This window comes from Streptomyces sp. NPDC054786, assembly GCF_053611685.1.
This window is the reverse complement of record NZ_JBSHAW010000079.1, coordinates 1-19,942: the sequence shown is the minus strand read 5'-3', so window position 1 is coordinate 19,942 and position 19,942 is coordinate 1. Positions and strand designations below refer to the sequence as shown.

The 19,942-nt window shown below is 70.7% G+C and carries 17 protein-coding genes; 10 read left to right on the top strand and 7 right to left on the bottom strand.

Features of this window, described 5'->3' with window-relative positions; translation table 11 throughout:
- Positions 1–39: 39 nt before the first annotated feature.
- Complete coding sequence (locus ACWGI6_RS37260; protein WP_453271616.1) at positions 40–576, bottom strand: DUF4245 domain-containing protein; 537 nt, start codon at positions 574–576, stop codon at positions 40–42.
- A 236-nt stretch (positions 577–812) separates the two neighbouring features.
- Here ACWGI6_RS37260 and glpX point away from each other — a divergent pair, with 236 nt between their 5' ends.
- Positions 813–1,844, top strand: coding sequence for a class II fructose-bisphosphatase (glpX, locus tag ACWGI6_RS37255; protein WP_393906828.1), 1,032 nt, complete (start codon positions 813–815; stop codon positions 1,842–1,844).
- A 135-nt stretch (positions 1,845–1,979) separates the two neighbouring features.
- Here the strand turns inward: glpX and ACWGI6_RS37250 are convergent, their stop codons facing one another.
- Both ACWGI6_RS37250 and ACWGI6_RS37245 read right to left on the bottom strand, forming a co-directional pair.
- Entirely contained in the window at positions 1,980–2,339 is a 360-nt protein-coding gene (locus tag ACWGI6_RS37250) for a WhiB family transcriptional regulator (protein WP_393906827.1), read from the bottom strand.
- A gap of 228 nt (positions 2,340–2,567) precedes the next feature.
- Positions 2,568–3,449, bottom strand: a complete 882-nt coding sequence (locus tag ACWGI6_RS37245) for a DUF1707 SHOCT-like domain-containing protein (RefSeq protein WP_453271615.1) — start codon at positions 3,447–3,449, stop codon at positions 2,568–2,570.
- Positions 3,450–3,615: 166 nt separating this feature from the next.
- On the opposite strand from ACWGI6_RS37245, the gene ACWGI6_RS37240 reads away from it, so the two are divergent.
- A complete protein-coding gene (locus tag ACWGI6_RS37240; RefSeq protein WP_453271614.1) occupies positions 3,616–5,289 on the top strand; it encodes a fumarate hydratase in 1,674 nt (557 codons plus the stop codon).
- A 133-nt stretch (positions 5,290–5,422) separates the two neighbouring features.
- On the opposite strand, the gene ACWGI6_RS37235 is transcribed toward ACWGI6_RS37240, so the two are convergent.
- The 3 genes from ACWGI6_RS37235 to ACWGI6_RS37225 are packed head-to-tail and all read right to left on the bottom strand — an operon-like array spanning position 5,423 to position 7,511.
- Positions 5,423–6,124 (bottom strand): TetR/AcrR family transcriptional regulator, encoded by a 702-nt coding sequence (locus ACWGI6_RS37235; protein WP_453271613.1) that lies wholly within the window; start codon positions 6,122–6,124, stop codon positions 5,423–5,425.
- The gene (locus tag ACWGI6_RS37230) at positions 6,121–6,801 is read right to left on the bottom strand and encodes a DUF4166 domain-containing protein (RefSeq protein ID WP_453271612.1); all 681 of its coding nucleotides are present in this window, start codon (positions 6,799–6,801) and stop codon (positions 6,121–6,123) included. The genes ACWGI6_RS37235 and ACWGI6_RS37230 overlap by 4 nt, the downstream gene beginning before the upstream one ends.
- Positions 6,798–7,511, bottom strand: coding sequence for a hypothetical protein (locus ACWGI6_RS37225; RefSeq protein ID WP_453271611.1), 714 nt, complete (start codon positions 7,509–7,511; stop codon positions 6,798–6,800). The genes ACWGI6_RS37230 and ACWGI6_RS37225 overlap by 4 nt, the downstream gene beginning before the upstream one ends.
- 195 nt (positions 7,512–7,706) lie before the next feature.
- Here ACWGI6_RS37225 and ACWGI6_RS37220 point away from each other — a divergent pair, with 195 nt between their 5' ends.
- From ACWGI6_RS37220 to ACWGI6_RS37195, 6 genes are all read left to right on the top strand, one after another.
- Positions 7,707–8,276, top strand: coding sequence for a DinB family protein (locus tag ACWGI6_RS37220; RefSeq protein WP_453271610.1), 570 nt, complete (start codon positions 7,707–7,709; stop codon positions 8,274–8,276).
- Between the two features lie 97 nt (positions 8,277–8,373).
- Positions 8,374–9,786 carry a class II fumarate hydratase gene (locus ACWGI6_RS37215; RefSeq protein WP_453271609.1) on the top strand — a complete coding sequence of 471 codons (1,413 nt, stop codon included), beginning with the start codon at positions 8,374–8,376 and terminating at the stop codon, positions 9,784–9,786.
- Positions 9,787–9,923: 137 nt separating this feature from the next.
- Positions 9,924–10,667, top strand: coding sequence for a cytidylyl-2-hydroxypropylphosphonate hydrolase (gene fomD, locus ACWGI6_RS37210; RefSeq protein WP_453271608.1), 744 nt, complete (start codon positions 9,924–9,926; stop codon positions 10,665–10,667).
- A 210-nt stretch (positions 10,668–10,877) separates the two neighbouring features.
- A complete protein-coding gene (locus tag ACWGI6_RS37205; protein ID WP_453271607.1) occupies positions 10,878–11,561 on the top strand; it encodes a class I SAM-dependent DNA methyltransferase in 684 nt (227 codons plus the stop codon).
- A gap of 90 nt (positions 11,562–11,651) precedes the next feature.
- Positions 11,652–14,255: a SpoIIE family protein phosphatase gene (locus ACWGI6_RS37200; RefSeq protein WP_453271606.1), complete on the top strand. Its 2,604-nt coding sequence runs from the start codon at positions 11,652–11,654 to the stop codon at positions 14,253–14,255.
- 174 nt (positions 14,256–14,429) lie between these two features.
- The gene (locus ACWGI6_RS37195) at positions 14,430–15,893 is read left to right on the top strand and encodes a catalase (RefSeq protein WP_453271605.1); all 1,464 of its coding nucleotides are present in this window, start codon (positions 14,430–14,432) and stop codon (positions 15,891–15,893) included.
- Positions 15,894–15,970: 77 nt separating this feature from the next.
- Here the strand turns inward: ACWGI6_RS37195 and ACWGI6_RS37190 are convergent, their stop codons facing one another.
- Positions 15,971–18,241, bottom strand: coding sequence for a transglycosylase domain-containing protein (locus ACWGI6_RS37190; RefSeq protein ID WP_453271604.1), 2,271 nt, complete (start codon positions 18,239–18,241; stop codon positions 15,971–15,973).
- 307 nt (positions 18,242–18,548) lie between these two features.
- Between ACWGI6_RS37190 and ACWGI6_RS37185 the strand changes: the two genes are divergently transcribed.
- Entirely contained in the window at positions 18,549–19,520 is a 972-nt protein-coding gene (locus tag ACWGI6_RS37185) for an SPFH domain-containing protein (protein ID WP_453271603.1), read from the top strand.
- Positions 19,521–19,584: 64 nt separating this feature from the next.
- The gene (locus tag ACWGI6_RS37180; protein ID WP_393906807.1) at positions 19,585–19,851 is read left to right on the top strand and encodes a hypothetical protein; all 267 of its coding nucleotides are present in this window, start codon (positions 19,585–19,587) and stop codon (positions 19,849–19,851) included.
- Positions 19,852–19,942 lie beyond the last annotated feature (91 nt).

Genomic DNA, 19,942 nt, shown 5'->3' with positions numbered 1-19,942 from the left:
CCCTCCCGGGTGCGGCGGCCTCATCGGTGTCTTCGCGGTTCAGCCCTTCTTCGCCACCAGCGCGGCAGCCAGGTCGGCAAGCCGCCCGTAGGGGGCCGTGCCGGTGATGACCGTGGTCACCCCGGACTCCTCGCGGACCAGCGCGTTGTACCTGCCGCCCTTGTAGCGGTCCCACTTCTTGCTGCCGACGGCCTGCTTGCCCTCGGCCTTGGTCGCGCCGAGCGTGACCTCCTGGATGAACTTCCGCGGCAGGGCGTCGCTCTGCTCGATGGACGCGTACTCCTGCTCCGGGTCGAGCATCCCCAGATGCCAGGCACCGCCCTTGCCGTCCTCGCTCGCCTTGTACGAGACGGAGGTGGCGCGCCAGGTCTTGGGCAGCCCCTGAGGCGCGGCGACCGGATAGGGCGCCGCCCGCCGGGCCGTGATCAGTTCGACGCGGTAGTCGACCGCCTTGACCGCGTTCTTCGCCGCGTCCGCGCTCTCGTCGTGCGGGATGAAGATGTAGATCGCGCCGACGAGAGCGCCGATCACCGCCAGCGACAGGACCATGTCCCGCACCGTTTGCCTGCCTCGCATACCTGCCACGCCCCTATGGTCCCCCATGCCCGCCGCGGCCCCGACAGGCCCCCCGGCCAAGACCGTCACCTGTGCAAACACCCAGGTGACCGGCTCCGCTGCGGGCGCTCATGCGAAGGGCCCTCTGCTCATTTTGGCGGCCTGGAGATACTGTGAGCCTCTGGGGGAAACCCCCGCACCCCCGCACAGCCACCCTCATTCCTTCACGGCCGTCGCCGTTCAGAAAGGTGCGCTCGATGAGCGAGCATCATCTCCCGTCCCAACTCGAGGTCAGCCCCGAGGCCCCGGACCGCAACCTCGCCCTGGAGCTCGTCCGGGTCACCGAGGCCGGTGCCATGGCTTCGGGCCGCTGGGTGGGGCGAGGTGACAAGAACGGCGCGGACGGCGCGGCGGTGAAGGCCATGCGCGCCCTGATCCACACCGTCTCGATGAACGGCGTCGTGGTCATCGGCGAGGGCGAGAAGGACAACGCCCCGATGCTCTACAACGGCGAGCGCGTGGGAGACGGGACCGGCGCGGAGTGCGACGTGGCCGTGGACCCGGTGGACGGGACGACGCTGACCGCCAAGGGCATGGCGAACGCCGTGTCCGTGATGGCGGTGGCCGAGCGCGGCTCGATGTTCGACCCGTCCGCGGTCTTCTACATGGACAAGATCGCCACGGGCCCGGAGGCGGCGGACTTCGTGGACATCACGGCGCCGGTGGCCGTGAACATCAAGCGGATCGCGAAGGCGAAGAAGTCCGCTGTCGAGGACGTCACCGTGGTCATCCTGGACCGGCCCCGCCACGAGGGCCTGGTCAAGGAGGTCCGGGAGGCCGGGGCCCGGATCAAGTTCATCGCCGACGGCGATGTCGCCGGCGCGATCATGGCGGCCCGCGAGGGCACCGGCGTGGACCTGCTGCTGGGCATCGGCGGTACGCCCGAGGGCATCATCGCGGCCTGTGCGCTGAAGTGTCTGGGCGGCGCCTTCCAGGGCAAGCTGTGGCCCAAGGACGACGAGGAGCGGCAGCGCGCGCTGGACGCCGGGCACGACCTGGACAAGGTGCTGGAGATCGACGACCTCGTCCGCGGTGACAATGTCTTCTTCGTCGCCACCGGCATCACCGACGGCGACCTGCTGCGCGGCGTGCGCTACCGCGCCGAGAACGCCTACACCCAGTCCCTGGTGATGCGCTCCAAGTCCGGCACCATCCGCCAGATCGACTCCCAGCACCGGCTGTCCAAGCTGCGTGCGTACAGCTCGGTGGACTTCGAGCGCCCCAGCTAGCGTGCGCCGCGGCCGGCCCGTGCAACCGGCCCGCCCGTACACACACTTCGCCCCCGTCGGAGAGTCTCCGGCGGGGGCGAAGTGGCCCATACGCCTGGGGTGCGCTCTATGGGCCGAAGCCGCTCGCGCGGCCGCCTAGCCGGCCGCAGGCATATGGGCGGCCCGCTGGAGTTCGGTCTCCCGGCGCCGCCGACGGGTCAGCACGACCCGGCGCTCGGCCGCGGTCAGACCGCCCCAGACGCCGTACGGCTCGGGCTGGAGCAGCGCATGCTCCCGGCACTCGACCATCACGGGACAGCGGGCGCAGACCCGCTTCGCGGCCTCTTCTCTGGCCAGCCTCGCGGCGGTCGGCTCCTTGGACGGGGCGAAGAACAGCCCGGCTTCGTCCCGGCGGCACACCGCCTCCGAATGCCAGGGGCCGGCCTCGTCACGAGCAGGCACTTGCTGGGACGGAACGACAGCGGCATCCTGCAGGGGCTGATGCGGTAGCAGCACGGTCTACTCCTGACGACGGCTTCGGCGCGAGAATCACCCTTGCCCGTCTCGCTGCGCACGGCCTTTTTCCGCACCCCGCAGCCGTACGAGAGACGATGCACCAGCCCTACCCGCTGTGCGCACGCTTATGCACACCGTGGCGATCGTGCGACAACGAGAAAATCGCGGGTGACGCCCCCTCCGTCGGATCACCCACCGCGATGCCGTGACTGATCGCCGTCCGCGGCCTCAGCCACCCATGCCCTTGCGGAACCGGTCCCGGCGTTCGCGGCGCTCGGAACGCAGCCGCTCCTGCCACTCGTGCCGGTCCTGGCGCAGTTGGTGGTGCCGCTCACGCCGCTCCTCACGGAGTTCGTGCCGGAACTCGCGGTGCCCGTCGCGCAGCCGGTCGCGCAGATCGCGGATCCAGGCGCCGCGCTTGGGCTTGGCCTCCACACTGCCCAGCACCGCATAGCCGTTGACCAGGATCTGCGGGGCGTTGGCGTCCTCGGCGTCATGCGTCTCGACCTCGAAGTTGCCGAGGATGCCGGAGCCGCTGCTGCGCAGCGTGATGTTCTCCGGGACCCGGATCTCCACACTGCCGAAGACGGCCGTGACATTGATCTGGACCTGCTGCTGCGGGAAGACCGCCTCGGTCAGATCGATTTCGACGGTGCCGAAGAACGCGAAGGCGTTGATCCGCGCGGGAGCCTGCCAACGGCCCTTGCGGACCGAGGCGCTGAAGATCGCGACGAGGTTCTGGTCCGGCACCGGGGCGCCGGGTCCGTAGACGTACCCGTCCGGGCCCGGCCGGTCGCGGACGGCGCCCGCCGCGGGCAGATCGCGTACGACGGGCTCCAGTTCGCCCATCGTCTTGGCGCGGTAGACCGTGTCGATCCGCTCGGCGTGCTCCTCCGGGTCCAGCCGGCCCTCGGCCAGCGCCTCGCGGAGGATCTCGGCGACCCGGTCGCGGTCCGCGTCGGACGCCCGGATGTCGCCCTCGGCCACCGCGGGCGGCGCGGACGCGGGCTTGGCCATGTTCACCGGCTGTCGCTCCTGCCGCTGGTCCTGCTTCTGAAGCGGTCCGGGCGGGTTCTCGGGGCCCGGTCGTCCCCCGTTGTCTGCATCCACGGCCCCAGCGTACCGAAACGCGATAGATCGCGACCAGGGGTCGACGGGACGGGTCTCGCGGCGACTGAGCCTTACCTCACAGCGGCGTCCGCGCGCCAGGGTTCTACGCTGTGGAGGCGCTGCCGTAGATGCCAGCCGGACCTCTCCGAGTAAGGAATGACCTTCGATGCCGGAATTCGCCTACACCGACCTTCTCCCCGTAGGTGAGGACACCACCCCGTACCGCCTCGTCACCGCGGAGGGCGTGAGCACCTTCGAGGCCGACGGACGGACGTTCCTCAAGGTCGAGCCGGAGGCGCTGCGCAAGCTGGCCGCCGAGGCGATGCACGACATTTCGCACTACCTGCGCCCGACGCACCTCGCCCAGCTCCGCACGATCCTGGACGACCCCGAGGCCAGCGCCAACGACCGCTTCGTCGCGCTCGACCTGCTGAAGAACGCCAACATCGCCGCCGCGGGCGTCCTGCCCATGTGCCAGGACACCGGCACCGCGATCGTGATGGGCAAGCGCGGCCAGCAGGTCCTGACCGAGGGCGGCGACGAGGCGGCCCTCTCCCGCGGCATCTACGACGCCTACACCCAGCTGAACCTGCGTTACTCGCAGATGGCTCCGCTGACGATGTGGGACGAGAAGAACACCGGCTCCAACCTGCCGGCCCAGATCGAGCTGTACGCGACCGACGGCGGCGCCTACAAGTTCCTCTTCATGGCCAAGGGCGGCGGCAGCGCCAACAAGTCCTTCCTCTTCCAGGAGACCAAGGCGGTCCTCAACGAGGCCTCCATGATGAAGTTCCTGGAGCAGAAGATCCGCTCGCTCGGTACGGCCGCCTGCCCGCCGTACCACCTCGCGATCGTCGTCGGCGGCACCAGCGCCGAGTACGCGATGAAGACCGCCAAGTACGCCTCCGCGCACTACCTCGACGAGCTGCCGGCCGAGGGCTCCCCCACCGGACACGGGTTCCGGGACAAGGAGCTGGAGGAGAAGGTCTTCGAGCTGACGCAGAAGATCGGCATCGGCGCGCAGTTCGGCGGCAAGTACTTCTGCCACGACGTCCGCGTCGTCCGGCTGCCCCGCCACGGCGCGTCCTGTCCGGTCGCCATCGCCGTCTCCTGCTCCGCGGACCGCCAGGCCGTCGCGAAGATCACCGCCGAGGGCGTCTTCCTGGAGCAGTTGGAGACCGACCCGGCCCGCTTCCTCCCGGAGACCACCGAGGAGGAGCTGACCGAGGGCGCCGGCCCCGACCTGGACGCGGTCGCCATCGACCTCAACCACCCCATGGACGACGTCCTCGCCGAGCTGACCAAGCACCCGGTCAAGACCCGGCTCTCCCTCACCGGCACCCTGGTCGTCGCCCGCGACATCGCCCACGCGAAGATCAAGGAACGCCTGGACGCCGGCGAGGAGATGCCGGAGTACCTGAAGAACCACCCGGTCTACTACGCGGGCCCCGCCAAGACCCCCGAGGGCTACGCCTCCGGTTCCTTCGGCCCGACCACGGCCGGCCGGATGGACGCCTACGTCGAGCAGTTCCAGGCGGCCGGCGGCTCCAAGATCATGCTGGCCAAGGGCAACCGCTCCCAGCAGGTCACCGACGCCTGCGGCACGCACGGCGGCTTCTACCTCGGCTCCATCGGCGGCCCGGCCGCGCGCCTGGCCCAGGACTGCATCAAGAAGGTCGAGGTCCTGGAGTACGAGGAGCTCGGCATGGAAGCGGTCTGGCGGATCGAGGTCGAGGACTTCCCGGCCTTCATCGTCGTCGACGACAAGGGCAACGACTTCTTCCAGGACCCGGCGCCGGCGCCCACGTTCACCAGCATTCCGGTGCGCTCGGGAAGCTGACCCGCCCGCAGGACCCACAGAGCCCCCGACGCTTCGCCGGGGGCTCTTCTGCCGCCTCCCGGGGCCGCGCCGGACGCCGCCGCGTCCGGGCCGGTCCCGCTGTCCTGTCCCGGACACTCGAACCCCTTGCGCCTCAGGTCCGTTGCCCGCGGGCGTCCACCACGTCAGAAATGCCGCGAAGGGGCCTGGGCACGGCCTGAGCCCGCCGCGCCGTGCTGCGGCGGAGCCGGGCGCGTACGGCCCGCTGGGCGACCGGGCCCAGGTCCTCCAGTACGCCGATGAGCCCGGACAGTTGCTCCAGTGCGTCCAGTGCTCCGAGGGCCCCCTCCGGGTCCACGCCCTCGTACAGTTCCAGGCCGACGAAGCCCGCCGCGAGGGCCCGGGAGAGGCCGGCGACGTCCACGAAGGCGGCGATCGGCGTCCCGGCCAGCACCCGCGCCAGCACCTGCTCGATCTCCTCGATCCACAGGGCGAGTCCGGCGGCGGTCGCGGGGGCGAGCCGGGGCTGGGTCTGGGCCCCGGCCAAGAGCTGGGCGAGGACGGCGACATGGCCGCCGGGGCGCTCCTCGGCATGCAGCTCCCGCCCCAGTTCCAGGAGTTCGGCGAGGCTGCCGACCCGGGCGAGGCGCTCGCGGTAGAGCGTGACGCGCTGCTCCGCGCCGTACCGGCAGGCGGCGGCGAGGAGTTCGTCGACGCTGCCGAAGTGATAGAAGACCAGGGCCTGGTTGACGCCTGCCGTGGCGGCGATACTGCGGGCCGAGGTCTTGGCGATGCCCTGTTCGGTGACCGTCCGCAGCGCACCGGCGAGCAGTTTTGTACGGGTATCGGCACTCACGCCCGCGACTCCTCGCGCACCGGCCGCAGCCCGGCGCGCACTCCGCGCTCGGCGACGTCCACGAACTCGGCGGAGAAGGACCCTTCGTAGCCGAAGAGCGGGCCGAACCGCCGGTTGCCGACCCGCACCTGGATGCGGAAACGCCCGGCCGCCTCGTCGTACGACTCGCGCACCACGGCATCGCCCCCGATCAGGTCCGGCACCCGGACGTCGACCGGCCCCTCCCGGAAGCGGTGCTCGCCGGAGCGGATGAGCAGGGCCCCGCTGCCGTCCACCGCGAAGTGCAGGTCGGTGGCGAGGTGTTGGTGGGTGCCGAGGTAGTCGACGACACAGCCGCGCTCGGGGCTGAACACCATGGTGGCGTCGAAGCGGCGGGAGCGGCGCGGGAAGGAGAAGGTCCGGACGAAGGTGACGGTCTCGCGGCCGAAGGAGTCCGTGTACGGGACGTTCTCGATGGTGAAGGGGATGTCCCGGCCGGCCTGCGGGACGAGGATGTTGCGGCTGCCGCCGAGGGCCAGGAACGGCCGGACGAAGCTGCGGCCGTGCCAGATCCGCTCCATCGTGCCCCGCCCGATGCACGCCTCACCGCTGTCGAGCCCGACGGAGAAGCGCCGCCGGATCTTCGGGTGGAGCCGGTCGAAGTCGGCGCCCAGGGCGCGCTGGAATATCGAGGTCATGACTGCTCCAGGGTGGCGAGGAGGGCGGTCGGGGCGGCGGCGCTCCCGCTGCGTCCGGCGGCCCGCTCCGGCGGGCGGCGCAGACAGCGGCGAGCCGCGGGAGTGACGGGCAGGGGCGGCAGCAGCAGCGCGGCGGCCGCCACGGCCGGTACGGCGACGGGGATCACGGCCACCGTGGCGACGACAACGGCGATCCGGACGCACAGCTCCGCGAGGGCGTGGCGCAGCGACCGCTCGGGGGTGATCCCGCGCTCGCACCACAGCCGCAGCCGGTCGAAGGACCAGGCCGTGGCCCAGCCCATGAGCGGCCGGAACAGGAGCCGGTCGACGACCCGTCCGAAGCGTCCCCAGCGCGGCCGGTAGTCGTATCCGGTGAGGAACCGCAGCGCCTCGCCGTCCGGGACGTACCGCCAGTACCCGCGGCCCTCCTCGATGAGCGACAGCGGGTGCGCCGAGAAGAAGCGGAGGGCGGAAGTCCGGGTGCCGTCGGGCCGGTTCCGCTCACCGGCCGAGACGCCGGTGCCGTCGACCGTGAGCAACGGCAGGACGCGGGTGGCGTAGCGGAAGTGCTGCGGCTCCCCGGGTGCGCACGGCAGATAGTCGATCTCGCTGAACCTCAGGTCCCAGCGTTGATGCCGGTCCGGCAGCTGACTGCGGTCCCATACCTCGTCGATCCCGGCGCGGATACGAGCCTCCACGTACAGCCCCATGCGGCTTCCCCCATCCCAGGCGTTTGAGCGACTGCTCAAAACGCAGCGTAGAGCGTTTTGAGCAGTCGCTCAAGACGGTTGCCCGGACGGGAGGTTGGGCCGGCCCAGGCATCAGGCGCGGACAACCGGCCGCGCCGACCGTGCAGAACACTTCAAACGCGGAGCACTAGCGAGCCTGGGCCCTCGCGGACGAACATGGGACGCATGAGTGACCAACTCGCACGATGGAGCCGGGCGACCGTCTACCCCGACATGTGGGCCGACCCGGACGACGACCCCCGCAACAGCGAAGGAGTCAGTCCGGACGGCGAGCTCGCGACGCTGCAGGACTTCCTGACGAGCTACCGCATGACCCTGCGGATGAAGTGCGAGGGCCTGGACCCGGAGCAACTGGCCCGTCGGGCGGTGCCGCCGTCGACCATGTCGCTGCTCGGCCTGCTTCGGCACCTCGCCGAGGTGGAACGGGACTGGCGCAACTGGATCAGCGACGGTGACCCACTGCCGAAGCTGTACGGCAAGAGGGACGCGGACTTCGACGGCGCTGTCGCCGAGCAGACCGAGGTGGACGCCGCGTACTCCGATATGGCGCGCGAACAGGCCGCGACCGACGCCGCGCTGGCCGAGCACCCGGATCTGAGCGAGCGTCTGGGGAAGGACGGGATCGCCGTGCGGGAGCTGATGGTGCACAGGATCGAGGAGTATGCCCGTCACTGCGGGCACGCCGACCTGTTGCGCGAGTGCGTCGACGGACGGGTGGGCCAGTGACGAGGGCCGGGGCCACATCCGCCGCCGGAGGCGCTCAGGCAGGTGACTTACGCCGGTGCCCGGGAACAGATCGCCGCCCCCGGGCACTGACATAGGTATGAGTGACAACAGCGCATTCGGCGACTCCGACGGCTTTCGGACCGAGCACGACTCCATGGGTGAAGTGCGGGTGCCCGCGCATGCGAAGTGGCGGGCGCAGACGCAGCGTGCGGTGCAGAACTTTCCGATCTCGGGGCAGCGGCTGGAGCGGGCCCACATCGAGGCGCTGGCCCGGATCAAGGGGGCGGCCGCCAAGGTGAACGGCGAGCTGGGGGTCCTGGACAAGGACATCGCACAGGCCGTGCAGCAGGCCGCCGCAGCCGTCGCGGAGGGGCAGTGGGACGACCACTTCCCCATCGATGTGTTCCAGACGGGGTCCGGGACGTCGTCGAACATGAACACCAACGAGGTCATCGCGACGCTGGCGAGCGAGCGGCTGGGCCGGGAGGTCCACCCGAACGACCATGTCAACGCCAGCCAGTCGTCCAACGACGTCTTCCCGTCCTCGATCCATGTCGCGGCGACCTCCGCGGTCCTCAACGACCTCATCCCGGCGCTGGAGCATCTGGCGGAGTCCCTGGAGCGCAAGGCGGAGGAGTTCAGCGAGGTCGTGAAGTCGGGGCGGACGCATCTGATGGATGCGACGCCGGTGACGCTGGGGCAGGAGTTCGGCGGCTATGCCGCCCAGATGCGCTACGGCGTCGAGCGGCTGCGGGCGTCGCTGCCGCGGCTGGCGGAACTGCCGCTGGGCGGTACGGCGGTGGGGACCGGGATCAACACTCCGCCGGGGTTCTCGGCCGCGGTGATCGCCGAGGTGGCGCGGGTGACCGGGCTGCCGCTGACGGAGGCGCGCGATCACTTCGAGGCGCAGGGGGCGCGCGACGGGATCGTCGAGACCAGCGGGCAGCTGCGGACGATCGGGGTCGGGCTGACGAAGATCGCCAACGATCTGCGGTGGATGGCGTCCGGGCCGCGCACCGGGCTCGGGGAGATCGCGCTGCCGGATCTGCAGCCGGGCTCGTCGATCATGCCGGGGAAGGTCAACCCGGTGATCCCGGAAGCGGTGCTGATGGTCGCGGCGCAGGTCACCGGCAATGACGCGACGGTGGCGGCGGCCGGGGCGGCCGGCAACTTCGAGCTGAACGTGATGCTGCCGGTGATCGGGAAGAACGTGCTGGAGTCGGTGCGGCTGCTGGCCAGCGTCTCCCGGCTGCTGGCCGACCGTACGGTCGACGGGATCACCGCGAACGCGGAACGGGCGCGGGAGTACGCCGAATCGTCGCCGTCGGTCGTCACTCCGCTCAACAAGTACCTCGGGTACGAGGAGGCGGCGAAGGTCGCCAAGAGGTCCCTCGCCGAGCGGAAGACCATTCGTGAAGTGGTCCTGGAGGGCGGCTACGTCGAGCGCGGTGTGCTGAGCGAGGACCAGCTGGACGAGGCGCTGGACGTGCTGCGGATGACGCGGCCCTGAGCCGGGACCGCCCCTGTGCCGCACCCGGTGGTTCCTGTTGCGCGCGGGTTCCGGGGGCGGCCCGCATTATCACGCCTGTAACGCCCCGTGCGGCTCATGTCACGGCGCGCGTCATGCCGCGCCTCTAAGATCTGCGCATGACAGCGGACATGGTGGACACGACGGAAGGCGAGACGCCGGGCGGACGCGGGACGGCCGGGGCGAGGCGGGCGGCGGACGGTGTGGCGGGAGCGTCACACTGGGCGCCGGGGGACCATATCCTCTGGCGTTATCGCGACAATGCCGACGCCGGACGGTTCCACATCTGTCGTCCGATGACCGTTGTCCAGGACACCGACGAGCTGCTGGCGGTGTGGATGGCGCCGGGCACGCCCTGTATCAAGCCGGTGCTCGCCGACGGCACACCGGTGCACCGCGAGCCGCTGCCCACCCGCTACACCAAACCGCGCCGGACCGCCCACGACCAGTGGTTCGGCACCGGTGTGCTGAAACTGGCCCGCCCCGGCGACCCCTGGTCGGTGTGGCTGTTCTGGGAACGTGGCTGGCAGTTCAAGAACTGGTACGTCAATCTGGAGGAGCCGCGCCGCCGTTGGGCGGACGGCATTGACTCCGAGGACCACTTTCTCGACATCTGCGTCTACCCGGACCGGCACTGGGAGTGGCGGGACGAGGACGAGTTCGCGCAGGCGCAGCGGGACGGGCTGATGACGGACGCACAGGCCGCCGAGGTCAGGTCGGCGGGCCGGGCCGCGATCGCACAGATCACGGCCTGGCGTGAGCCGTACGCCGACGGCTGGGAGGACTGGCGGCCCGATCCGGCCTGGGGGGTCCCCCGGCTCCCGGACAACTGGGACCGCGCACCGGATCGTTTGCGGTCGTGAGGGAGTGAAGTGAAAGACGTGAGTGAAGGAGGCGAACCGTGGAAAGGTGCGCCTATGGGCCCGGCAGTTTTCTGCGGGGCGAGGAGCGGGGCCGAGCCCCCTTGCTGCGCCCCGGGTCTTCAAACGTAGGATCGTCCTCCGCAAGACTGCACAGGCGCAACTCCAGAACGGGAAAACGAACTTGACCGCGGTCGCAGGAGGGGCGAGGTCGTGAGTGCAACTCACTACGACGGATACGAGGGGCTGAACCGGTTAGCACTGGACCGGGCCGGCCAGGCCGAGGCGTTCGACGCGATCGGTGACCGGTACGACGACGCGTTCCCCCACAAGGAGGGCCAGCTCGCCTCGGGCACCTGGCTGGCCGAAACCCTGCCCGCCGGCTCGCGCATCCTGGATCTCGGATGCGGTACGGGCCTGCCGACCGCCCGCCAACTCTCGGACGCCGGGCACCGCGTCGTGGGAATCGATCTCTCCCCCTCGATGGTCGCACTGGCCCGGGAGAACGCCCCGGACGCCGACTTCCACCGGCTGGACATCGCCGATCTGCGCGGCGGCCGGCTCGGCGGCCCCGGCTCCTTCGACGGAATCGCCGCTTATTTCTCGCTTCTGATGCTGCCCCGTGCGGAAATCCCTTACGCACTGGGCATGCTCCATGATCTGCTACGCCCCGAGGGGCTGCTGGCCCTGTCCATGGTCGAGGCGGATGTGGACGACTTCACCATCCCGTTCCTGGGCAACTCGATCCGGGTATCGGGTTATCTGCGGGACGACCTGCGCCGGGTCGTGCACGACGCGGGTTTCGACGTCGTCGGGGAGGATGCCTATGCCTACGCCCCGTCGAGTACGGACGTACCACCCGAGATCCAGCTCTTTCTGCACCTGCGACGTGCCTGAGACGCAGCGCGTTGGGCGCGTCCCGCACGGGCGGCGCGCTCGGAACGCGGCGCGTCGGGCGCACAGCCCCGGACGGATGGAATCCCACGCGTGACGGAGCACCCCACCTCCCACGAATCGCGGCGGTCGGCCTCGACCGCCGCGCCCTCGGCGTCCCCTGCTCGGGGACCGGCCGGGACGGCGCCGTTCGGCGCGGTTCCCGACCCGCGCAGCGCACTGCAGCAGCCCGCCGCGGCGGGGTTCACTCCGGTGCCCGGCGCCGGGTTCGCGGTGCGCGGCGGTGACGACATAGGTCTCGCCGGTGTCGCCGTCACGGCCTCGGCCGGTCCGTCGGCCGGCCACCACGATGACGAGCCGGCCGTGGATCACGGCGCGGCGCGGCGGGACCCGTCGGCGGACGCGGACGGCGCTGCCGCGGGCCACACCGACGGGCGCACCAGTGATCACAGCGCCGCTCACAGCGGCGGTCATGCCGCCGCACGGGACGTCTCGATCCCGTACGGGGAGGCGTACGGCGACACGTACGGGGAGGTGGCCATGCCTGCGGGAGGACGGCCGGGCGGGGCGGCGGACGCGGGGCGGGAGACGGCCCGGGCCGCACGGCGGGCGGCGCAGGGCGCGGTGAGCCGTGCCGAGGCGCCGGAGCCGGGCGAGGAGCCGCACCACGGGCAGCGCCCGCGGCACGGCGGCGAGGGCATCGGACGGCCGCGTGAGGGCGGCGGTCCGGGTGGCGGCGGCCGGTCGCGATCGCGCGGCGGCGAGCCGGGCGGGACGGTGCCGGGGCAGTCGCCGGCGCCGCACACCGGACGGTCCGCGGGCTCGGGTGACCACGGTGCGACGTCGCGGCCGGCTGCCGGGGAGACCACCGCGGCCCAGGTGCCCGGCCCGGCCGGCCCGCCGCAGGGCCCGCCGTCCGCTCCCCCGGCCCGCTCGGCGCATCCGGGCGAGAGCGGTGAGGTGGCCGCGGCCCGGCAGGCCGGCGGCGACCGGCTGCGCTTCATCGGGGCGGCGACGCGGCGGATCGCCCGCGGCATCGACCTCGACGAGATCGTGCTCGGGCTGTGCCGGGCGACGGTGCCGACGTTCGCCGACGCCATCCTCGTCTATCTGCGTGATCCGCTGCCGGTGGGTGATGAGCGCCCGACCGGGCCGGTGGTGCTGCGGCTGCGCCGTACCGACCGGATCCCGGAGGAGCCGGACACCAACGGCGCCCGGCTGCCGGTGCTGCCCGCGCAGCCCGACCTGGGCCCGGCGATGGGCGGCAGCGCGGCGGAGCTGGCCGAGGTGGAGCCCGGCGGCCCGCTGGCCGAGGTACTGCGGGGCGTACGGCCGCTGTTCGGCGAGGCGCAGGCGGCGCGGACGGCGCTGCCGGAGCTGCTGGGTCCGGATCCGCGGCTGCCCGGCGGCCACCGGGTGATCCTGGCGCCGCTGCGCGGCCGCCGGCGGGTGATCGGTGCCGCGGTGTTCCTGCGCCGCCCGGACCGCCCGGCGTTCGAACCGGACGATCTGCTGGTGGCCGCGCAGCTGGCGACGCACACCGCGCTGGGCGTGGACAAGGCGGTGCTCTACGGCCGCGAGGCATATATCGCCGACGCGCTGCAGCGCACGATGCTGCCGGACTCGCTGCCGCAGCCGACCGGGGTCCGGCTGGCCAGCCGCTATCTGCCGGCCGCCGAGACGGCCCGGGTGGGCGGTGACTGGTACGACGCGATCCCGCTGCCGGGCAGCCGGGTGGCGCTGGTCGTCGGCGATGTCATGGGGCATTCGATGACCTCGGCCGCGATCATGGGCCAGTTGCGTACGACCGCGCAGACCCTGGCGGGACTGGATCTGCCGCCGCAGGAGGTGCTGCACCACCTCGACGAGCAGGCGCAGCGGCTGGGTACGGACCGGATGGCGACCTGCATGTACGCGGTGTACGACCCGGTGGCGCACCGGATCACCATCGCCAACGCGGGGCATCCGCCGCCGGTGATGCTGCACCGCGGCGGGCGCGCCGAGGTGCTGCGGGTGCCGTCGGGTGCGCCGATCGGCGTCGGCGGGGTGGACTTCGAGGCGGTGGAGCTGGACGCCCCGGCGGGCGCGACGCTCGTGCTGTACACCGACGGTCTGGTCGAGTCGCGGATCCGGGACGTATGGACCGGTATCGAGCAGCTGCGGGAGCGGCTGGCGGAGACGGCCCGGCTGACGGGTCCCAATCCGCCGCCGCTGGAGCCGCTGTGCGACGAGGTGCTGGACATGCTGGGGCCCGGCGACCGCGATGACGACATCGCGCTGCTGGCGGCCCGGTTCGACGGGATCGCGCCGAGCGATGTCGCGTACTGGTATCTGGATCCGAAGGCGCAGACGGCCGGGCAGGCCCGCCGGCTGGCCCGGCGGGCGCTGGCGCGCTGGGGCCTGGACGAGCTGACCGACCAGCTGGAGCTGCTGGTCAGCGAGGTGGTGACGAACGCGGTGCGGTATGCGGAGCGGCCGATCACGCTGCGGTTGCTGCGAACGGACGTACTGCGCTGCGAGGTCGGGGACGACGTTCCGCAGCTGCCGCGGCTGCGCCAGGCCCGGCCGTCGGACGAGGGCGGGCGCGGCCTCTATCTCGTCAACCGGATGGCGCGGCGCTGGGGCGCGACCCGTCTGAGCATGGGAAAGGTCGTCTGGTTCGAGCTGACGATGCCTCCGGGAGCCCCGCGCCGCTGACGCCCGGCCGCCACATCCCACATATTGGACCCCGTCTGAGATCGGATGGGGTCCAACTTTTGCCGACGTGCCGTCGGGGTAGTTGACTGCTTGGGTGGATGTAAGGGACTGACCGCCCCAATTCGGGACTGACCGACCCCTACTCCCAGTCGTCGAAACAGGAGGCACTCCTCCATGTCCAGCACCGCGCAAAACGTCCCGCGCACGACGAACAACGCCGGCATTCCGGTGGAGAGCGACGAGCACTCACTCACTGTGAGTCCGGACGGCCCCATCCTGCTCCAGGACCACTACCTCATCGAGAAGATGGCCCAGTTCAACCGCGAACGGGTCCCCGAGCGGGTGGTGCACGCCAAGGGCGCCGGCGCCTACGGCTTCTTCCAAGTCACCAATGACGTCAGCCAGTTCACCACGGCGGATCTCTTCCAGCCGGGCAAGACCACCGAGATGCTGGCCCGCTTCTCGACCGTCGCGGGTGAGCAGGGCTCCCCCGACACCTGGCGCGACCCCCGTGGTTTCGCCCTGAAGTTCTACACCGAGGACGGCAACTACGACCTGGTGGGGAACAACACCCCGGTCTTCTTCGTCCGGGACACGATCAAGTTCCAGGACTTCATCCGCTCGCAGAAGCGCCGCCCGGACAACGGGATGCGCGACAACGACATGCAGTGGGACTTCTGGACGCTGTCGCCGGAGTCCGCCCACCAGGTCACCTGGCTGATGGGCGACCGCGGCATTCCCAAGACCTACCGCCACATGAACGGCTACGGCTCGCACACCTACATGTGGGTCAATGCCGGCGGCGAGAAGTTCTGGATCAAGTACCACTTCAAGACCGACCAGGGCATCGACTTCCTCACCCAGGAGGACGCCGACCGGATCGCCGGCGAGGACGGCGACTACCACCGCCGCGATCTGTTCGAGGCCATCGACGGCGGCAACGCTCCGTCGTGGACGCTGTATGTGCAGGTCATGCCGTTCGCGGACGCCCCGGACTACCGGTTCAACCCGTTCGATCTGACCAAGGTGTGGCCGCACGGCGACTACCCGCTGATCGAGGTCGGGCGGATGACGCTCAACAAGAACCCGGAGGACTACTTCATCCACATCGAGCAGGCGGCGTTCGAACCGTCCAACATGGTGCCGGGCGTCGGCCCGTCGCCGGACAAGATGCTGCTGGGCCGGCTGTTCTCCTACGCGGACACCCACCGCTACCGCATCGGCCCGAACTACGCGCAGTTGCCGCCCAACCGGCCGCACGTCCCCGTCCACTCGTACGCGAAGGACGGCCCGATGCGGTACGAGCCGGCCCGCACGGCCCGGCCCTACGCGCCGAACAGCTACGGCGGCCCGGCGGCGGACACCCTGCGCTACGGGGAGCCCGCGGGCTGGGAGACCGGCGGCGAGATGGTGCGCGAGGCCTACACGCTGCGCCGGGACGACGACGACTTCGGCCAGCCGGGCACGATGGTCCGCCAGGTCCTCGACGACGCGGCCCGCGACCGGCTCGTCAGCAATGTGTCCGGCCATCTCCTGAACGGCGTCAGCCGTCCGGTGCTGGACCGCGCGCTCCAGTACTGGCGCAACATCGACAAGAACGTGGGCGACCGGATCGCCCACAAGGTGAACGGCGGCTGAGGCGCCACCGCTCCGCACAAGCACCGCGGCCCCCGCCGGAGAGGCGGGGGCCGCGGTGCGGTGCGCTCGGAGCGGCGTCAGTGGAAGCCGGGCAGGCTGTCGGCGCTGTTGCCGCCGGCGCCGTTCCCATTGCCGCCGGTCGGGTTGCCGTCACCGCCGGCGCCGCCGTCCACCCCGCCGTTCGGCGAGCCGGAGTCGGACGGGAGGGGCGGGCTCGGCCGTCCGCTCCGGGACGGCGAGGGAGACCCGCTCGGCGCCGAGGGGGTCGGCGACGGCGAATCGCTCGGTGTCTGGGACGGGCTCGGGCTGGGCGACGTCGAGTGGCTCGGGGTCGGGGTGGGGGTCGGGGGCACCCCGGCGCCGAGGTCCGTGTCCAGCTCGAAGTCCGCGCCGGTGTTGCCGCCCAGCGCCGACTCGGTGTAGTCCGCCCACACCCGGGCCGGGTAGCCGCCGCCGTTGACCCGGCCGTCGCCACCGGTGCCCTTGAGGGTGACCTGCCGGCCGCCCTGGGGGGACTCGCCGAACATGCCGACGGCGGTGACCAGCTTGGGCGTGTAGCCCACGAACCACGCCGACTTGTCGTCGTCGGAGGTGCCGGTCTTGCCGGCCGCCTTGTAGGCGGTGTTCTTCACGGCCTGTGAGGCGGTGCCGTCGTTGACCACACCCGTCAGTACGGAGGTGACGGTGTCGGCGGTCTTGGGGCTGAGCACCTGGTCGCCGATCGGGTTCTTCAGCGGGACCTTGGTGTCGACCCCGTTGATGCTGTGCGAGGCCCGGGTGACCAGCGTCGGGGTGACCTTCTTGCCGTGGTTGTCGAGGGTGGCGTAGGCCCCGGCCATCTGGAGCGGGCTGGCGCCCATGGTGCCCAGGGTCATGGCGGGCTTGACGTCCATCGTGTCGGACATGCCGAGGCTGACCGCGGTCTTCTTGACCGCGTCCAGGCCGGCGTCCGCGCCCATCTGCGCGAAGACCGCGTTGACGGAGTTGTTGGTCGCCGTCTGGACGCTGATCTTCCCGTATTCGCGCTCGTCCTCGTTGGGCGGCGCGAAGGCGATGTTGCCGCCGACGACCGGACGGCGGTTACGGCCGTCGTAGATCGTGTTCGGGGTGATCGGCACGCGGTCCTGGGTGACCGCGTTGTTCTCCATCGCCGAGGCCAGGATCAGCGGCTTGAAGGTGGAGGCGGCCTGGTAGTCGGTGCGGGTGGCGTTGTTCCGGTAGTGCTTCGGCGGGCCCTCGCCGCCGTACATCGCCACGATGTGGCCGGTCTTGGGATCCACCGAGGTGGCACCGAGCTGGGCGTCCCCGTCCACCTTGCGCTTCTTGGCGTCGAGGTCGTCGAGCAGCTTGCGCTTGACGGACTTCTCCAGCGCCTTCTGCTTGTTCTTGTCGATGCCGAGGGTGACCGTCCAGCCGCCGGCCGAGAACTGCTTCTCGTCGACGCCCTGGGCGAAGAGCTCCTGCTTGGCCTGCTCGATGAGGTAGCTGTTCTGGCCGCTCACACCGGGCGGCGGCTTGGGGTCCTTCGGCTTCTTGAACGTCTGCTTGCGGCGGTCCTCCGCGGAGAGCCACTTCATCTCGACCATGTTGTCGAGGGTGTAGGCCCAGCGCTCCTGGACCCGCTTCCGCCCGGACGGGGTCGCGCTGGTCCAGTCGTACTGGCTCGGCGCCTGGAGCAGCGAGGCCAGGTAGGCGCCCTGCGAGACGGTGAGCTTCTCGACGTCCTCGCCGTAGTAGGCCTGTGCGGCGGCCTGGATGCCGTAGGCGCCGCGGCCGTAGTAGCTGGTGTTGATGTAGCCGGCGAGGATGTCGTCCTTGCTGAACTTGTTGTCCACCTTGAGCGAGATGACGATCTCCTGGAGCTTGCGGGAAACCGTCTGCTCCTGGCTCAGGTAGTAGTTCTTGACGTACTGCTGGGTGATCGTCGAACCACCCTGCTTGCCGTGGCCCATCAGCGTGTTGAAGATGCCACGCATCGTGCCCATCAGGTCGACGCCGGAGTCGTGGAAGAAGTTCTTGTTCTCGGCGGCGACGAAGGTGCGCTGGACGTCCTTGGGTATGCGGTTGAGCGGGACGTTCTCGCGGTTGCGCAGACCGGTACGCGCCATGACCTTGCCATTGGCGTACTTGTAGACGTTGCTCTGCAGCTTGGCTTCGTTGTTGCCCTTGGGGATGTCCACGTACAGATACAGGCCGATGAAGCCGAGGATGCCCAGCAGGCACACCCCGAGGAATGCTCCGAGGAGCTTCTTCCAGGTGAAGAAGCGGCGTATGCCGGACTTCTTGTCTTTCGGTTTGGCTCGGCGGGCGCTCTTCTGCCGCGCCCGTCTCGCTTCCGCTCGGCCCATCGCTTCAGCAACTCCAGTCGTTCCGCCCCCAGCAACTCAGCTGTTGAAGCTAACACCGCATCTGTCAACAAATACTCATCGATCAAGGCTTTTCCTGACGTGACAAACAGCACCCGGCACGACGGAACCAGGGGGTGGGTTTTGCGCGTCGCCACGGCCTCGCCTGGGGGCTTACCGCAGGCCGGCCCCTGTACGACCCCTGGACACCGGGCGGGCCCGGGGCTTAAAGTGCTATCACTTTGCTAGATCAGTGACATCACGCAGTGCGGCCGACATCACGTGCCGCACTTGGAGAAACGGGGATTCCATGTCCGATCAGACACCGGCCGACCGCTCCGCCGGCCCCGACGGGGACCTCGCCGTCGACGCTCCCGAGATGCCCCGTCCGCAGGTCCGCGAGTTCTCGGCGCACAGCATTCCGGGCGGCGTGGCCCTGCTGCTGACCGTGCTCGGCGTCGCACTGGGCATCGCCGTGATCAGCGTCGGCGGCATACTCGGCTCCGGCGGCAACGACGCGGTCGCCGCGCCGATGGTCATCGTCGGCGTCCTGCTGCTGCTCGGCTCGTTCTTCTGCATGACCGGCGTCAAGATGGTCGCGCCCGGCGAGGCCCGGGTCATCCAGCTCTTCGGGCGCTATGCCGGCACCATCCGCACCGACGGGCTGCGCTGGGTCAACCCGCTCACCACCGCCCGGAAGATCTCCACCCGGGTGCGCAACCACGAGACCGCGGTCCTCAAGGTCAACGACGCCTACGGCAACCCGATCGAGCTGGCCTCGATCGTGGTCTGGCAGGTCGAGGACACCGCGCAGGCGCTCTTCGAGGTCGACGACTTCCTGGAGTTCGTCGCCACCCAGACCGAGGCGGCCGTCCGGCACATCGCCATCGAGTACCCCTATGACGCGCACGACGAGGACGCCCTCTCCCTGCGCGGCAACGCCGAGGAGATCACCGAGAAGCTCGCCCTCGAACTGACCGCACGGGTCCGGGCCGCCGGCGTACGGATCATCGAGTCCCGCTTCAGCCACCTCGCCTACGCCCCGGAGATCGCCTCCGCGATGCTGCAGCGGCAGCAGGCCGGCGCGGTGGTCGCGGCCCGCCAGCAGATCGTCGAGGGTGCGGTCGGCATGGTCGAGCAGGCGCTGGACCGGATCAGCCAGCAGGGCATCGTCGAGCTGGACGAGGAGCGGAAGGCGGCCATGGTCAGCAATCTGATGGTGGTGCTGTGCGGCGACCGGGCCGCCCAGCCGGTCCTGAACACGGGCTCCCTCTACCAGTGAGCGGGCGAACCACGAAGAGGCGCGCGCCGAGCGGCCGCGGGGCCGGGCGAAGCGAGGCTCCGGCATGAGCACCGACCACCCCGAGGGGCCCGACGCCGAGAGCGGGCGGGCCCCCGCGCGACGGCCGCAGCAGCGCAAGCAGGTACTGCTGCGGCTGGACCCGTTGATCCATGACGCGCTGGCACGGTGGGCCGACGACGAGCTGCGCAGCGCCAATGCACAGATCGAGTTCCTGCTCCGCAAGGCGCTGTCGGAGGCGGGGCGGCTGCCCCGGGGGACGGGGGCGATTCCGCGGCGCGGGCGGCCGCCCAAGGAGCGCAAGGACGACTAGGGCGTGTCGTTTGGATCAGGGCGGATCAGGGAGCGGGGTCTGGTTCGTGCGATCGCAAGGCGGAGGAGGGAGTCGACGCGGAGCGTCGGCG

Bases quoted from the DNA above. Each gene is read 5' to 3' on its own strand.
- ACWGI6_RS37215 (WP_453271609.1), top strand. From the start codon at position 8,374: ATGAGTGACAACAGCGCATTCGGCGACTCCGACGGCTTTCGGACCGAG.
- ACWGI6_RS37240 (WP_453271614.1), top strand. From the start codon at position 3,616: ATGCCGGAATTCGCCTACACCGACCTTCTCCCCGTAGGTGAGGACACC.
- ACWGI6_RS37260 (WP_453271616.1), bottom strand. From the start codon at position 576: ATGCGAGGCAGGCAAACGGTGCGGGACATGGTCCTGTCGCTGGCGGTG.
- glpX (WP_393906828.1), top strand. From the start codon at position 813: ATGAGCGAGCATCATCTCCCGTCCCAACTCGAGGTCAGCCCCGAGGCC.
- fomD (WP_453271608.1), top strand. From the start codon at position 9,924: ATGACAGCGGACATGGTGGACACGACGGAAGGCGAGACGCCGGGCGGA.
- ACWGI6_RS37195 (WP_453271605.1), top strand. From the start codon at position 14,430: ATGTCCAGCACCGCGCAAAACGTCCCGCGCACGACGAACAACGCCGGC.
- ACWGI6_RS37185 (WP_453271603.1), top strand. From the start codon at position 18,549: ATGTCCGATCAGACACCGGCCGACCGCTCCGCCGGCCCCGACGGGGAC.
- ACWGI6_RS37180 (WP_393906807.1), top strand. From the start codon at position 19,585: ATGAGCACCGACCACCCCGAGGGGCCCGACGCCGAGAGCGGGCGGGCC.
- ACWGI6_RS37190 (WP_453271604.1), bottom strand. From the start codon at position 18,241: ATGGGCCGAGCGGAAGCGAGACGGGCGCGGCAGAAGAGCGCCCGCCGA.
- ACWGI6_RS37230 (WP_453271612.1), bottom strand. From the start codon at position 6,801: ATGACCTCGATATTCCAGCGCGCCCTGGGCGCCGACTTCGACCGGCTC.
- ACWGI6_RS37220 (WP_453271610.1), top strand. From the start codon at position 7,707: ATGGGACGCATGAGTGACCAACTCGCACGATGGAGCCGGGCGACCGTC.
- ACWGI6_RS37225 (WP_453271611.1), bottom strand. From the start codon at position 7,511: ATGGGGCTGTACGTGGAGGCTCGTATCCGCGCCGGGATCGACGAGGTA.